The sequence below is a fragment of the Staphylococcus sp. LKG4-2 genome, from assembly GCF_050955665.1.
GTDB classification, from domain to species: domain Bacteria; phylum Bacillota; class Bacilli; order Staphylococcales; family Staphylococcaceae; genus Staphylococcus; species Staphylococcus saprophyticus.
Map to the genome: position 1 here is coordinate 1,876,279 of NZ_CP194532.1, position 15,812 is coordinate 1,892,090.

Sequence of the window (15,812 nt, forward strand, 5' to 3'; positions counted from 1 at the left end):
TATTCAAGTTGACACTATTAACAGTTTACAATACGTTTTAACGCTTGTGAACTATAAACACATGTGTTTGTCTAAATTTTTTAATTATTTTCGTTTGACTTATCTGCAATTCTATTTAATGCACTTTGCAACTCATCTTTTGCTTCATTTTCTTCGCTTGTTTTTTTCTGTACATTTTGCTCGCTCGTAGATTTTGTACTACCTCCATCACTATATGGAATAAATGATGCACCTACTGATAAATCAATATACCCTGATTTTTTCAAGTTACCAGATTCATCACGTTCTAAGGATTGCGACATTTGTGGATAATACTTCATTTTATTAGCAATTGTATTTAAATTACCTACTATTTGTATTTCATCTGTTGTAAATAATTTGATTTGGCTTTGCGCATTTTCTTGAGGATCGTATTTAATTTCTGCAATCATGCTTCTCACATTTGCTGGCATACTTGATAATTCATGAATAATTTTTTCTTTTTTATCTTTTTCAAACCCTTCAAGAATTGGGCCATCATCCGTCGCATTTCCATCATAATTCTTTAATTCTGATCCATCTTCTAAAATTGGCACATAATTATCTTTCTTTTGAACCATCGCAACGATTTGCTTTTCAGTCACTTTAACGGATAGTTTATTTGGAAAAACTTTTTTAACTTCTGCACTTTTGATAAGCTCGTTGTCTTCTAAATTGTTTTTAGCTTTTGTTGTACTATACGTATACATTCGTGAACTGCTTTTTACATTAATAGCTTTATCTATCGTACTTTTAGAAACATTATCGTTTCCAGCTATCTTCACACTATTAACTTTACTTAAGGGCGTAAACATATAAATCAAGATTAAAATGATGATGAATAACAAAACACCAAATATTGAATATTGAATTTGTTTCTGTCTTTTTCGTCGTTTTGCTCTTTTTTCTTTCAAATAATCCGAATCAAATTCTTTTACTTTATCAGCCATTCATTTTCACACCCTTTAAAAAGAAGGTAAATTTGCTTGGAAACTTTTAATGAACTTATTTCCTCGCTCTTCAAAAGTATTGTATTGATCCCAACTTGCGCAAGCCGGAGAAAGTAACACAACATCGTTTGGCTCTATAACTGACTGAATTTTATCAACAGCATCTTGCACGTCGTTTGCTGTAATTACATACTTTCCTTGACTTTCACCTAATTTGATAAATTTTTCTTTCGTTTCACCGAAAGCGACCATCATTCTGACATTTTTCATATGAGGAATTAATTCATCAAAATCATTTCCTCTATCTAAGCCACCACATAACCAAATTATTGGTTGTTTAAACGAATCCAATGCAAATTGTGTCGCAAGTGTATTCGTCGCTTTAGAGTCATTATAATATTTATTTGTTTTATTCGTGCCAATATATTGTAATCTATGCTCAATGCCAGAAAAAGAAGTCAAACTATCAATAATGGCTTTAACGGATATACCTGAAAGTAGCGCAGCCAATACAGCAGCAAGAATATTTTCTAAATTATGCTCTCCTGGTAATACTAAATCGTCTTTATGGATAATTCTAAAACCTTTGAAAACGATGTAGTCATCTTTAACATATATCCCATCAACTTCTTGTTGTGTTGAAAAATAATACGTTTTTGCTCTTAGTGTCTCTGATTCAATTAAATGACGTTGATGATAATTACATATTAAATAATCATTTTCAGTTTGGTTTTTATAAATTTGCTTTTTGGCATTTTGGTAATTGTCTAAAGTTTCATGATAGTCTAAATGTGCAGAATAGATATTTGTAATAATAGCAATGTGAGGTTTATATTGATCAATTCCTAATAACTGGAATGAAGATAATTCAGTCACTAAGTAATCGTCAGCAGTCACTTCTTGTGCTACTTTAGAAGCCACATAGCCAATGTTACCAGACAATTTCCCAGTCACTCTACTTTTTTGGAACATATCTCCAATTAATGAAGTCACAGTTGTTTTACCATTTGTACCCGTTACACCTATAATTGGTGCTTCCGATATTAAGTAACTCAATTCAACTTCAGTTAAAATAGTTAAACCTTTTTCAACAGCCGCTTCTATCAAAGGTACTGTATAAGGTATCCCCGGATTTTTCACAATAATGGGATGACTATCCAGTAAAGACAATGGATGTTCTCCACCAATGACTTTAATACCCTCATTTTCTAAATCAATTGCATGTGCATCCTGACTTAAATCTTTACCATCATTCACAATCACATTTGCGCCAAGTTTATTTAATAATTTCGCTGCCTCATAGCCACTTTTTGCTAGTCCAATGACTAAAACATTTTTATTTTCTAATCCTCTATATTTAAGCATGTTAACTCACTCCAATCCATAAACCAATTAGTCCTGTAATTAGACCGACTGTCCAAAATACCGTTACTACTTTAGTTTCATTCCAACCGACAAGTTCGAAATGGTGATGTAAAGGTGACATTTTGAAAATACGTTTACCTGTTAATTTAAATGATGTTACTTGTATCATCACTGATAATGTTTCAGCTACGAATACAAATCCAATAAATAGCAATGAAAGTTCTTGGTTTAACATAATAGAAATCGTAGCAAAGATACCACCTAAGGCTAAACTACCTGTGTCACCCATAAATACTTTTGCAGGGTTTAAGTTAAATGGTAAGAATCCTAATAATGCAAAAATCATGATAATACAGAATAAACCAATAGATGTTGCACCTTGGAAATAAGCCATAATTGCATACATAACGAAACCAATAATTGATAGTCCAGTTGCTAAACCATCTAAGCCATCTGTTAAATTAACTGCATTTGAAAAGCCAACTTGCCAAAAAACTATGAAAATTACATACGCAATTGACAAAGGAATTTCAAAATTGATAAATGGTATATGAATTCCTGTTGAAAAGTCCGTTAAATTAAACACTTGGCTCAATATAAAGAATATAACTGCTATCGCGATTTGAGCTAAAAACTTTTGTTTACTAGTTAAGCCTTGGTTATTTTTCTTTACAACAATAATGTAATCATCTATAAAGCCAATCAAACCAAATCCAATTGTTACAAATAACAATAAAATAATAGGATTAGAATTATCTATAAAAATAATCGCTAAAATTGAAGTTATGATGATACTAATTAGGAAAGTGAGTCCACCCATTGTTGGTGTACCTGTTTTTTTCATGTGACTCTGAGGACCTTCTTCTCGGATGCTTTGCCCAAATTTCATCCTTTTCAATGTCGGTATTAATACTGGGACTAATATAAATGTGATTAAAAGTGCGATGATTGCGAGTAGATAAACCATATTATGCTCCTTTATATACTTAATTAATTGGATTATGTCGTTATGCTGAGTGTTTAAAACTATGTATAGAGGTCATAGGCGAACATTCCACAGTGTTGACTCCACTTTAAAATATTCGCACTATTGTTTAAAACCTCAATTTAGTACAGCAGTATGCATGATAATATCAATGTAATACCGTATTCGTTATGTGCTATGAATCTTTACTATCTTTCGAATCTTTTTCACTATCTTGCTCCTCTGAGGACTGACCATCAATAGCTTCTGAAGATAAAGTTACTTCAATCTTATCATTTTTGCTTACTTTCTGACCTTTGGTTGTTGATTGTTGTGAAACAAATCCACTACCTTTAGTCGTTATCTTCACATTCGCAAGATTTTCAAATGCTACCACTTCTTCTTTTGTCCAACCTGACATATCTGGCATTGTTATATCGCCATCAGTGAGTAACAAGACTTTACTGTTTGGTAATACTTTTTTATTTGCAGTTACCGATTGTTTTGTAATTTTCTCACCGTCACCAATAACGATTGGTTCTAACGATTTGCTATTCACTTTATCTTGCGCTTTTTGAGTTTCTTGACCTTCAACTTCAGGTACTTCACTATATTTAACATCTGACTTGTCTTTAGATTCTTTATCTCCAACATTTAGATATTTCAATGTGTTTTCCATAATTGGTTTGAACGCCTTACTGACACCCATTTCGTATGCCTCTTGATCATTTTTCTGAGCTAAACTCATACCAGCATAAACAATCACTTCTGGATCATCTTTAGGTGCATCACCAATAAAGCTAACAAAATAAGGATTTTCTCCATTAACATAACCACCGTTATCTGAGTCAGCTACTTGTGCGGTACCTGTTTTACCAGCTACATCATAACCATCAATTTGATAATTTTTCGCGTGACTATCTTCACTATTAACTACTTTATCTAATTCAGTACGAACTTTTTTAGCAGTATCTTTAGTTATCGGTTTGCCTGCATATTCTTTCTTACCTTTGAAGAAAGTATCTTTGCTTACTGGATTTGAAATACTGTTAACATACCATGGTTTCAACATATTACCACCATTAAAGAATGCTGATTGTGCTCTTAGCATTTGCACTGGGGTAACTGTTGTAGATTGACCAAAGGCAGATGTTTTCTGTTGAGCTTCATTATCCCAAGCGATGCCGCCTGTAGCTTCACCGTCAAACATACCATTTGTCGACTTACCGAAACCAAATTTCTCGTACCAATCCTTCATTTTATCTGCACCTACTAAATCTTGCAAATGCATCATTAATGTATTTGAAGAATAAGTGAAACCAAGTGACATTGGGATTTTACCCCAACCCACTTTATTCCAGTCAGAAATTTTTGAACCCATTACTTCTCTTGGTTCAGCTGTATATTTTTTATCTGGATCAAATTTACCCTCTTGAATAGCTGCTGCTAAACCATATGATTTAAAAGTAGAACCCGGTTCATACGTATTTTGATACAAGTCGTTTGCCCATTTTTTACCAAAATCTTTACCAGTTTCAGGATTAAAAGTTGGTCTTTGGCTATACGCCAATATCTCTCCTGTATGTGCGTCCATCACTACTGCAAATAAATCTTTTGGTTTGTAATGTTCTACCATGCCATCCAATGCTTCTTCAACGAATACTTGAATATTCGAATCGAGTGTAAGATGAACATCATCACCGCGTTTAGGTGTTTGCTCTTTCTTAGTATTTGGCGCTATATATCCCCAGATATCATGAATATAAGATAACGCACCTTTTTGACCAGATAAATAACTATCAAAAACTTTCTCTACGCCCATAGCACCTTTCAATTCTCCATTGTCTGGATTCTTTTGTGCCATACCGATTAAATGAGACGCAAAGTTTCCATTAGGATAAAATCTTTCGGTTTCAGGATATAGTGTGATACCTGGAAGTTTCATTTTTTCTATTTTTTCTTTTTCTTGATAAGTCAAATCTGTACCTTTTTGACCAAATTCAACTTGGAAAGTTTTTTTATTATTTAATTTATCTTCAATTTCTTTAGCCGACATATCAACAACGGTAGCCAATTTTTTCGCAGTTTTCTTTTTGTCAGTTACATGTTTAGGTTTATCGCTACCTTCACTTGCTTTTTTATCAACAATTGCAACTACTTTATACCGTTCAACATCTTCTGCTAATACCTTGCCGTTTCGATCGTAAATTTTCCCTCGTTCTGGTTGTTCTTGGGTGTTTACTAAGTATTTCTCATTTGCCTTCATTATTAAGTCTTCTCCAGAAGAATGTCCGGTCAACATAATATATGAATATCTTAAAACCAACGTAAAAAAGAGCAGTCCGAATCCAAGGATGAGTAGGACTGCCCCTATTTTACTTTGTTTTATTTGAAATTTGGGTTTTTTAAATCTAATTTTTCGCTTCGACATTATTACGCACTACCTTTACATTGTCGTTCTTAAGGCTCATTCCTTCGTTTTTAGCCTTATCGTAAATGCGTTCATATGAAGAGTTCTTTTTAATTTCAGATTCTATTGCGCTGTTTTCACTTGATTGTTTTTCGATTTTTGTATCTAAATCTGCAATTTTTCCTCGAGTATCATACGCATCCATTTTTAAAGATAGCATATATATACTTATTAAAGCAATTACTGTTATTAGTCCTATGTATAACATCTTCTCAAACTTTGTAAGTTGAACTACTACCTTGCGTTTTACGGTTTTGGTCTGGGTCGACGGTGGCGACTCAGGTATTTGTGTCTCTATGTCGTTATAAGGTTGATATATCTTTTCTACTGCCACTCAACATTCACTCCTTATTTTAATATTTCTGCAACACGTAACTTCGCACTACGCGCTCGATTATTTTCTTCAAGATCTTCGTCAGTTGCGATAATAGGTTTACGGTTAACGCGTTTCAATTTAGGTGTGTATGCTTCAGGTATTACTGGTAATCCCCTTGGTACATCTGGCCCCTTTTCGTACTCTTGAAACATTTGTTTACATAACCGATCTTCCAATGAATGGAATGTGATGACTGAAATTCTACCATCCATTTTTACTGCATCAATTGCTTGTTCTAATGAATCTTCAAATGCCGATAATTCGTCATTTACAGCAATTCTAATTGCTTGGAATATTCTTTTAGCTGGATGTCCACCTTTTCGTCTTGCTTTAGCTGGAATACCTTCTTTAATAACATCTACAAGTTCTAATGTCGTTTCGATTGGCTTTTGCTCTCTATTTTGTTCTATGCGTCGGGCAATTTGTTTAGAGAATTTTTCCTCACCATAACGATGAAATATTCTGACTAATTTTTCGAATTCCCATTCATTTACTACTTCGAAAGCAGATAATGATTGTGTTTGATCCATACGCATGTCCAGTTTTGCATCATGATGGTAACTAAAACCTCGCTCAGGAACGTCCAGTTGCGGACTAGAAACACCAAGGTCGTAATAAATACCATCTACTTTTTCAATATTCAGATCATTTAAAATTTCAGTTATTTTTCTAAAGTTGTTATGGACGAAGGTCACTTTATGTAAGTGTTCTTTCAATACTTCTTTTGCGTTTTCTATAGCTGTTGTATCTTGATCTATCGCAATAAGTCTACCTTCGTCTCCGAGTTGATTTAATAAATAGAGTGCGTGGCCTGCTCCACCTAATGTACAGTCGACATACACGCCATCTTCCTTAATATTTAAATAATCAATGGTCTCTTTAAGCATTACACTGACATGATGAAACAATTTAGCACCTCCATTTAAAAATCAAAATCAATTAAGTCTTCAGCAATATCTTCAAAACTTTCTTCAGATTCATCATAGAAACTGCTCCAAGTTTCTCTGTCCCAAATCTCAATGCGATTTGAAACCCCTATTACTGTACATTCCTTACTTAAGTTCGCGTATTGGCGTAAATTTTGTGGAATATTAATACGCCCTTGTTTATCTAACTCAACTTCAACAGCACCAGAGAAGAACATACGCATAAATTTACGTGCGTCTTTTTTAGTCATTGGTAATGTCTTCATCTTCTCTTCGATGACTTGCCATTCTTCTAAAGTGTAGCCAAACAAACATTTATCAAGGCCGCGAGTGATTATAAAACGCTCATTTAAGTCATAGCGAAACTTGGATGGAACGATCATACGTCCTTTTGTATCCAATTGGTGCTCGTATTCTCCCATGAACATTTATAATCACCTTACCTTCTCATATATATAATTTACCACATCTCACCACTATCCTCCACTAATTATACAAATTTAACTAGTTTTTCTTAAAAAGCGTAAAAAAATACCCGATTCATCAAATTGATGAATCGGGTGAATCCCTTTCATATCTAGGGTTTAACAATAATATGATCAAATGTGTAAGAAAGTGGGGGGTAGGTGGAGGGACTGAACACGTCCATCCCAAAATCGTTCATTATTTGAAGTGGATTCCAAATTCTTTCTTGCAATCCGCCCATCGGATGAAGTGTTTCACTTAATTCTTTAAAGTGCTTCATACTTATTTCATTTTCTCTTTCAATATTCAATAAATACCTATTAATTAAATACTCATATTGTTTTTGGTGTATATGATTGTTTTTCTCTACTAATAACTGGTTATCATTGTTACCAGCAACTTCAGTTAGTAGTGATTGATACAATTTTTCTTGTTGCACCTTAATTTCTTCCACTTTATCAACAAATGTTTGAGATGCTTGCGCACGTATGAATTTTTCCTTATCTTTTTCAATACCTTGTTCTATAATCGAATGCTGTTTTAATTGATATTGACTAAGTAATTTTTCAGTTCGTGGATACAAGTAACTAATTCTTAATCGTGGTAATACAATTGGCATCGATACATCCAATGTATTAAAAACTTCACTCAGTTCCGTCCAATATTTAATTTCACTTGGACCACCAATAAAAGCAACTGTATTAAATAACCATTCTTCCATTATTGGTCGTGTGACTACGTTATTTGAAAAACGTTCTGGTTCAACTTCAAGTATTTTTAATAATTCCTCTTTAGTCATGTATTTATCTGATTTACTTAGGTAAAATTGATTATCTTTAAAAGTAAGTAACTGTCTCATGTTATCTTCATGTAAAAATAAATGTACATTCGTATCAGTCTGTATCATTTGTTCTAATCCATTAGCAATCGTGTTTTGTTGATTATTTCTAAATGACGCATCTACATCTTGATGATGTTCAATAATTTTTTGGATAAATGGTTGTTCTAATTTACGTAATTCAGTATTGTTTGCGTCAATCAATAATAAACCATACGCTTTAAACACTTCGTTCAACAACGCTTTAAACATATCCGTCCAGCTATCATACTGATCAATAATCTTCGTACACATTTCAATCAGTTGCTTAGAATGTGTGGTTTCGTTCATTTCTTTAAAAAATAGTTTCAACGCGTCTTTTAATTGCGCTTTATCAGGATAATATGTTGAGACGCTTGCTTCAGGTGGCGTCATTGTATGATATTTTATTTTTTGTAATTTTGCATTTTGAGCATTATAGGCATAAGTATGATTTACTTCATCAAAATCATGATCTTCACCAGCAATCCAAAATACTGGTATTACATTTGTATTATAGTCTTTTGAGAGTTTTTCACTCATCGTTATAATAGAAAATATTTTATGAAAAGTATATAAAGGCCCACCAAACAATCCAGCTTGTTGTCCACCTATGATGACTTTTGCGCCTTCGCTTAATAATGAAATATTTTGCAATTGCTTCTCTGTTAATGTTAAGTCGCTCATGTAATTTTTAATAACTTGAGCTAATGCCACTTCTCTGCCATTATTCGACATTGATAAACGTTCACTATAGCTCTTTTCTTGCATAGCATCAAAGTGATAAAACTGTCCTATTTTTGAATCACTATCTTTGATTTTAGAAATAAATTGATCTTTTTCATTAAGTTTTGTAATCATACAATCCATGCGTAATTCTCCTTATGTTACTCTATTCCTAATTAGTATAAAGTTTATATACATCATTGACAATTTAACGGCTTATAATTTTCAAATTTTAATAACCTATATAATATGTACACACTTAGATCACTTCATTTTTCAAAAAACTTCAGTATCTATTTTTTATAAATATAAACAACTATACATATATGTTTAAACTATCGTTTTTGTGAAAAAACAATAAAAATAAGGTATAATAGAATAAATGATAACAAAGGGGGAAGATGCGATGAGTAGTGTAAAGCGTCTTGATATAAATTATAAAACAGACGAACTATTCGAAGATTTCAGAAACTTCGGTAATAAAGATTTGTATTTAGTAGATGAACTTCGAGGAGAAATGATTGATGCAAGTTCAGATTCACCTTTCTATGGTATTTATGTAGGTGATTGTTTAGGGGCTCGAATGGCACTATATCGTAAAGGAGAAGTTGAGGAAACTCATTTCCCGGGCTTTGATGATTATAACGTAATTTGGAAATTAGAAGTGCTACGTGATTTTCAAGATCGTGGTTATGGCACATCTTTATTAGATTTTGCCAAAGATCAAGGCTTACCAATCAAAGTCATCGCACGAAATCAATCTAAAGATTTTTTCATTAAACAAGGTTTTACAGATTTAGAAGAAACAAATAGAGATGGTCATGATGTTTTAGTTTGGACTCCATAATCAAACGGGTCCTAATAAAATGAAAAGTGCCCTTCAAAGCAATCATTAAAAAATGAAAACTTTGAAGGGCATTTTATATGACTTGAATTCGTTTAGTAATAATTAAATGAACGGTTAAACATACGCGATTACTTCTTTTAACGAATTCACTACATAATCTGGTTTAATTTCCGTATCATTTGTTTTATTTCTTGGATTAAACCAACATGTCTCGATATTCGCATTTTTCCCACCTAAAATATCAGAAGACATAGAATCACCTATAATCATTGCGTAACCTCGTTTATCTTCACCTATCTTATTAAATACGTAATCAAAAAATTCAGGCATCGGTTTTTGGTATCCTGTTTGTTCAGAAACAAAAATATCTTTAAACCAATGACCTATCTTCGTTTTTTCAATTCGTCTTTCTTGCGTTTCTAAAACACCATTAGTCACTATATACAAATCGTGATGTTCTTTTAATTGTTTTAAAGTTTCAATTGTTTGATCAAAATGTTTAATCGGTGCATTCGCAAGTTCATCTCTAAAGATTTGATCAGCTAACTTACCATCTATCTTCATTTGATGTAAATGAAAGTATGCCTCAAAACGTTTACTTAAAACTTCATCTTTAGTTAATTCATTCTTTTGAAAAGCATCCCAATGTGCCTGATTTATTTTTTTAAATGTATGCAAATCATTTTGGTTGGTCTTTATTTGAAATTGTTGTGTCATTTCATAAAATGCATATGCTTCTGCATCATCAAAATCCACCAATGTGTCATCAAAATCTATAAGTAAACTTTTCGTTCTCATTTTGTCACCCTCTAGTACGCTTAAATATATTTATTTCAAATATATCATATTCTTTAATTTCTCCATATTATTATATACTTATATAACACAAAAATGGCCAAGGTTATCACCCTGACCATTGTTTATGATATTAATAATACTAAAATCCGAATAATTTTGATAATACGCCTACACCGTTTTCTACGATGCTTACAATGCTTGTTCCTAATTTCGCGCCGTCTCCAGCGATGCCTGCTTGTACTGTTTCTTTGATTGCGTTAAATAAGTCTGCCATTATAATAAGCCCCTTTAAGTATTATTTTTAATTCTGGATTAAAGTCCTAATGCTTTGCCAATTAATGATGCGCCGTTAGAAATAATATCTAAAACGCCTGATCCAATTTTTGCGCCGTCTCCAGCAATACCTGCTTGAACTGTGTTTTTGATTGCTTCGAATAAACCTTCCATTATAATAAGCCCCTCGATAAAAAATTAGATTATTATGACTGTTTTTAATGTAGTGAACGATATTTACTAAAATCTTATTTCGTCTAGCTATCGTTCGATATATATACTATAAGATATGACGTGATTTAATTGTCGATTTTTCTTACTTAGTCATAAATTGGCTTTAACTGTCCTTTTATCTCAAATTCAAAACAGTTTCGCATGCCTAACTGTATTATGCACAATTTAATATCGCACAATTAAGTGAACAGAATATTTCTTTTGAGTTTGTTTAGTATTTTAAAGTATGAAATTGAATATCATTATGTAATTGATTATTACTTTCATGATCTAACCGCAAAATGGATGCTAATTTAAAAAGTATGATAAATAGAGGGCATAATAAAATGCCATGCGCTAATCAATGCAGTATAAGCACATCGACAGCAATGTATTTTAGAGATTTATCATTATTTACAAAAAAAGACTAAGCACATAAAAAATGTCTTAGTCTTTTTAGCCAGTTAGTGAATGGCTAGATGGAACTATGAAATCGTTATTGGACCATTCGATTTCTGTCGCTCGCTTTAGTTTTTTTACTTTTCGTTTTATGGACCAAATTTAAATCTCTTGGATCTTAACTTTCCTCTACAAAATCACGATTAGCAGTGATAAATGTATCTTTAAAAGTTTTGAGTCTTGGCGTCCCCTTAGGTGATAGTACAATTTTTTGAATGTCTACATGATCGCTAACAGATAATACATTCACTGCTTCTCCATCGAATTTTCTGTTTGAGTATTCCTTACATTTTTTCAAGATGTTAACGCTTCTAGGTTGATTATAAATATATTGGGCTTGTTTCGATTTATTAACTGCTTGAATAAATTGCTTATTTGCAGTTAAATAGTGACCTTTTTCTGTCTGAAGTCTTGGTGTCCCGTTTCGCGTATATACCAATGCTTTAATATTTATTAATTCCCCCATTTCAATGGTCATTTGAGCAGGTTGTTTAAATTCAACATCATCATACAGTTTGGCTTGTTTCACAAGAGAAATCGCTTTAGGGTTATATGTTAAATATTTACTATCGTCCACTTTTTTGGACTTCGGTTTTATTGTTGATATGAATTCTGCTTTAAATCCTTGTCTTTTAAGATTTATAGTAGTATTTGCATTGGGTAAGTTCATATTGACGTTTACGAATTTATAACCATCGTAAATAATACTAATATTGAAATCAAAATCACATTGCTTCAAATCATCAGTCCTAAAATAAATATATTGATTTTTTTCCTCAAATTCTACATCTATTGTATTGATTTCATTATTAAGTTCAGTCAGTACAACCTTGTTAATTACCTTATTATCATCTTTATATAAACGAACGACCTCTTTCATTTCATTATCGATAAAGTGTGTGCCTTCATAAACTGCGAAAAGAGGTTCTTTGATAGGTAACGCTTCTGTTAAATTATCAGACATTAAAAAATATATTTGGTTATCTTTAACATACTTTTTAGCGTTTCCACCTTGTATAACCAATTTTATGAAATCACATAATTCCTGATATGACTCATGTTTTAAAAAGTGATAGATATTTCTAAATTTATCATTCAATAAATAGTATTCTAAATTTTTACCATGAGTTTCTAGCGTGCGCTCCATCTGATTAAACAAATCATAAAACGCTTGCTTATCTTCAGCATTTAAAAATCGCTTGTTATTAAATAAACGCGACATAAAATCCATTTCAATAATTCTACTAATCGCTTGATATTCAGCGTTTTCAGGAATATCTAATTTTAGTACTTCTTCTAAAACAGATAAGTTTAATTGTGTTTTCTCAATAATGCTCGTTTCGCCGACTAAAGATTGGTTATAAGAATAACGGTTAACATGATATACCGGACTCGGATTCATCGACGCCGTTTGACATCTTGAGATCGCATCTATAAAAAATAACTTATCTTCTCCATACTTCATATGTTTGAATTTTATATTATTATCTAAAATAATTTGACGTTTTATGATTTTTCCAGGTGGACCTACAGCTCTAAATATACGTTCAATTTCATAAGGAACTAAATGATTGGCGACTTTATACGAGCTAAATCTACCTAATTTCTTAATTGCTTTTTCAGTATGTTTAACACTTTGACCAAATGCGACATCTGAATGATGATCCACTGCTTGATTTAATAATGTTGGCAATCCTTCTGCGTCTAACCAATCATCGGCATCCAAAAACGTAATATACTCACCTTGCGCATTGTTTATCCCTACATTTCTAGGTTCCGAAGGGCTCCCTGTATTTTCATTTAATTTAATCAATTTAATAAAATTGTATTTAGCCACAAATTCTTCTATTATTTCTAAAGACTGATCACTAGAACAATCATCTACAAAAATTGCTTCAATGGCTTCTTTATTTATATTTAAATTATTAATAGACTCTACACATGATTCTAAAAATAACTCTTTGTTGTATACAGGTACTATGATAGATAGCAATTTCTTCATTGCATGAATCCCCTTTTAAATAAATTCTGTTTGATACTTATATATGTTAATGCTAAATGTTTTCTAACACTTTTATAATCTAAGTTGTAGATATAATTGAATACTTAAAAATTAATTTTTGAGAAAGTCTTATCTTACGTTAACATACAATAACCATATACTACACTTATAATCATTAAATATATTATAGGAATATATTTAATAGAAAAATCAATATTTCAACCTTCTAAGTATAAGATGAAAAATCTCGAATTTTAATCATATTGCGTCATATAAATTAACAATTCCTCGAAAAATTTCGAATTTGCTTTTGACCCTTCAATACAAATACATGTTTATGGTTACTTTGCATTTTAATTTTTTCTAGCACTTGCGGTTTTCTATCAATTGGATAGCGCCAAATATATTTTAAGAATGTGAAAGTTAACCTTTCTTCACAACTTTCTCTCATATCTATACGTGTTTTTCCTATATTTGCAATATATCTTTTAAACACTCTGTAAAAACAAACGACTCTAGGTAAATCTATAAAATGATTGTATCTGCTTCATTAATTTTTTCATCAAATAGCGATGAATCATTGCCATCAATTATCCATTTATTATTTTGAATCAATTGCTTATGTATCTTAATTTGTTCGTCATAACGCATCATCTGCCAATTTGGTTTCCAAAAATACATATCTAAATGATAAACAGGGACTTTAAGTATCTTTGATAATTGACGTGAAAACGTTGATTTTCCTGATCCAAAAGACCCAACAACCATTACCTTATCCATCGTTCTACCTCCATTTAACTATGTTGAAAGTTATAGACATTATGATATGAGTGGTAAGTAACGTTAAGCATATACGATTAAGCATATATTGTGAATCATTTTGTAGAATATGATACTAAATATCACTGTAATGGAAACAATAGCCAAACACTAAATCTGTATATTTTACGTTTATTAGAACGTAGAGCCTTTGAATATTTTTTATTGTTTCTCTGTCCTTACTATTTCCAACCAACCATTTCGCCCATTTTCGCAATTTAAAAAACAGCTAACTATTTATTTGAATGAGTTGTTAATTTATTTGATTTTGCATATTATTAAATTAACATGAAAACAAGGTGTAACTCATTTCTAAAATTCAATATAAGGGGGAATTTCATATGAATCATTGGATTAACTTTATTATTATGTCATTACTCATACTTATTGTACCGGGGCCTAGTTTTTTTGCAGTTATAAAAAACAGTACACATGGTGGCATTAAAAGCGGTATTTCCACAACATTAGGTATCGCCAGTGCCCATTTAATTTACGCTACATTAGCAACACTTGGGCTTATTTTTATACTCGTAAGTTCACAAACTATATTTTTATTAATCAAAATATTAGGTGCAGCCTACATTATTTATCTTGGTTTGAAAAACATACTGAATGCGCACAAATTTGAGTATGATAAATCAGATGGCTTAAATACAGAAAAACCCGATTTATTTAAGTCATATAAACAAGGATTCATCACTATGATTTTAAATCCAAAAGCAATTCTATTTTATATTAGTATATTACCTCAATTTATAAACCATCAAAGTAACCAAAGTATCCAAGTAGCAATATTTTCAATCCTATTTATAATAACTGTAATCACATGGTTTAGTTTATGTACTTTGGTCTTTAATTACATAAAAATCATCTTTGAAAAACCTAAGGTTAAAATGTGTTTCGATTATATCGTTAGTACAACTTTAATTGCATTATCCCTCAAGATATTAACTACAAAACATTAAATGATTACAATATCGTTTTTGTTAATTACTTTTTGGTTATTGCGAGTCTTATATATAAATAAATGTCTTAGAGTCAAAATAGCTTAACTTATAAACAATTTAAAAACTCATAGTAGATTGTCCACTAAGTATTTTCATATATATGACCACACTATGATTTATGTGTTCAATGAATTACTAAAATATTATAAAACTGCTTGCTTATATAATTTGTTGATATTTTGTGTTGTTTTAATTTGTATGTTGAAAAAAGGGCAACACACATAAGTGTATCGCCCAATTGAGTCCGTTAAAAAGACGGTTCCTGAAATTTATAGTTA

Annotated in this window: 15 protein-coding genes; 2 read left to right on the forward strand and 13 right to left on the reverse strand. The window is 31.5% G+C overall.

The annotated features are described in order from the left end of the window. Positions 1-80 precede the first annotated feature (80 nt). The 8 genes from ACM6UH_RS09200 to bshC form a co-directional block, all read right to left on the reverse strand. Entirely contained in the window at positions 81-968 is an 888-nt protein-coding gene (locus tag ACM6UH_RS09200) for a cell division protein FtsQ/DivIB (RefSeq protein ID WP_052190972.1), read from the reverse strand. 15 nt (positions 969-983) lie between these two features. Further along, on the reverse strand, positions 984-2,333 hold the full coding sequence (murD, locus tag ACM6UH_RS09205; protein ID WP_002483544.1) for a UDP-N-acetylmuramoyl-L-alanine--D-glutamate ligase: 1,350 nt from the start codon (positions 2,331-2,333) through the stop codon (positions 984-986). A gap of 1 nt (position 2,334) precedes the next feature. Next, positions 2,335-3,300 (reverse strand): phospho-N-acetylmuramoyl-pentapeptide-transferase, encoded by a 966-nt coding sequence (gene mraY / locus ACM6UH_RS09210; protein WP_011303326.1) that lies wholly within the window; start codon positions 3,298-3,300, stop codon positions 2,335-2,337. A 193-nt stretch (positions 3,301-3,493) separates the two neighbouring features. Beyond that, on the reverse strand, positions 3,494-5,728 hold the full coding sequence (locus ACM6UH_RS09215) for a penicillin-binding protein (RefSeq protein ID WP_069822223.1): 2,235 nt from the start codon (positions 5,726-5,728) through the stop codon (positions 3,494-3,496). Continuing rightward, positions 5,709-6,101 (reverse strand): cell division protein FtsL, encoded by a 393-nt coding sequence (gene ftsL, locus ACM6UH_RS09220; protein ID WP_011303328.1) that lies wholly within the window; start codon positions 6,099-6,101, stop codon positions 5,709-5,711. Before ftsL ends, ACM6UH_RS09215 begins: the two co-directional genes overlap by 20 nt. Positions 6,102-6,115: 14 nt before the next feature. Next, the gene (rsmH, locus tag ACM6UH_RS09225) at positions 6,116-7,051 is read right to left on the reverse strand and encodes a 16S rRNA (cytosine(1402)-N(4))-methyltransferase RsmH (RefSeq protein ID WP_011303329.1); all 936 of its coding nucleotides are present in this window, start codon (positions 7,049-7,051) and stop codon (positions 6,116-6,118) included. A 14-nt stretch (positions 7,052-7,065) separates the two neighbouring features. Further along, a complete protein-coding gene (gene mraZ / locus ACM6UH_RS09230; protein ID WP_011303330.1) occupies positions 7,066-7,497 on the reverse strand; it encodes a division/cell wall cluster transcriptional repressor MraZ in 432 nt (143 codons plus the stop codon). A gap of 149 nt (positions 7,498-7,646) precedes the next feature. Then, positions 7,647-9,260, reverse strand: a complete 1,614-nt coding sequence (gene bshC, locus ACM6UH_RS09235; protein ID WP_048787295.1) for a bacillithiol biosynthesis cysteine-adding enzyme BshC — start codon at positions 9,258-9,260, stop codon at positions 7,647-7,649. Positions 9,261-9,522: 262 nt separating this feature from the next. Here bshC and ACM6UH_RS09240 point away from each other — a divergent pair, with 262 nt between their 5' ends. Then, entirely contained in the window at positions 9,523-9,963 is a 441-nt protein-coding gene (locus tag ACM6UH_RS09240; protein ID WP_047503500.1) for an N-acetyltransferase, read from the forward strand. Positions 9,964-10,077: 114 nt separating this feature from the next. On the opposite strand, the gene ACM6UH_RS09245 is transcribed toward ACM6UH_RS09240, so the two are convergent. The 5 genes from ACM6UH_RS09245 to ACM6UH_RS09265 form a co-directional block, all read right to left on the reverse strand. Continuing rightward, positions 10,078-10,761: a YjjG family noncanonical pyrimidine nucleotidase gene (locus tag ACM6UH_RS09245; protein ID WP_011303333.1), complete on the reverse strand. Its 684-nt coding sequence runs from the start codon at positions 10,759-10,761 to the stop codon at positions 10,078-10,080. 139 nt (positions 10,762-10,900) lie between these two features. After that, a complete protein-coding gene (locus tag ACM6UH_RS09250; protein ID WP_011303334.1) occupies positions 10,901-11,035 on the reverse strand; it encodes a beta-class phenol-soluble modulin in 135 nt (44 codons plus the stop codon). Between the two features lie 38 nt (positions 11,036-11,073). After that, positions 11,074-11,208 carry a beta-class phenol-soluble modulin gene (locus ACM6UH_RS09255; protein WP_048787296.1) on the reverse strand — a complete coding sequence of 45 codons (135 nt, stop codon included), beginning with the start codon at positions 11,206-11,208 and terminating at the stop codon, positions 11,074-11,076. Between the two features lie 616 nt (positions 11,209-11,824). Continuing rightward, on the reverse strand, positions 11,825-13,708 hold the full coding sequence (locus ACM6UH_RS09260) for a glycosyltransferase family 2 protein (protein WP_048787297.1): 1,884 nt from the start codon (positions 13,706-13,708) through the stop codon (positions 11,825-11,827). A 525-nt stretch (positions 13,709-14,233) separates the two neighbouring features. After that, the gene (locus tag ACM6UH_RS09265; RefSeq protein ID WP_231097698.1) at positions 14,234-14,488 is read right to left on the reverse strand and encodes an ATP/GTP-binding protein; all 255 of its coding nucleotides are present in this window, start codon (positions 14,486-14,488) and stop codon (positions 14,234-14,236) included. A 380-nt stretch (positions 14,489-14,868) separates the two neighbouring features. Here ACM6UH_RS09265 and ACM6UH_RS09270 point away from each other — a divergent pair, with 380 nt between their 5' ends. After that, positions 14,869-15,492 carry a LysE family translocator gene (locus tag ACM6UH_RS09270; RefSeq protein WP_011303339.1) on the forward strand — a complete coding sequence of 208 codons (624 nt, stop codon included), beginning with the start codon at positions 14,869-14,871 and terminating at the stop codon, positions 15,490-15,492. Positions 15,493-15,812: the final 320 nt, after the last annotated feature.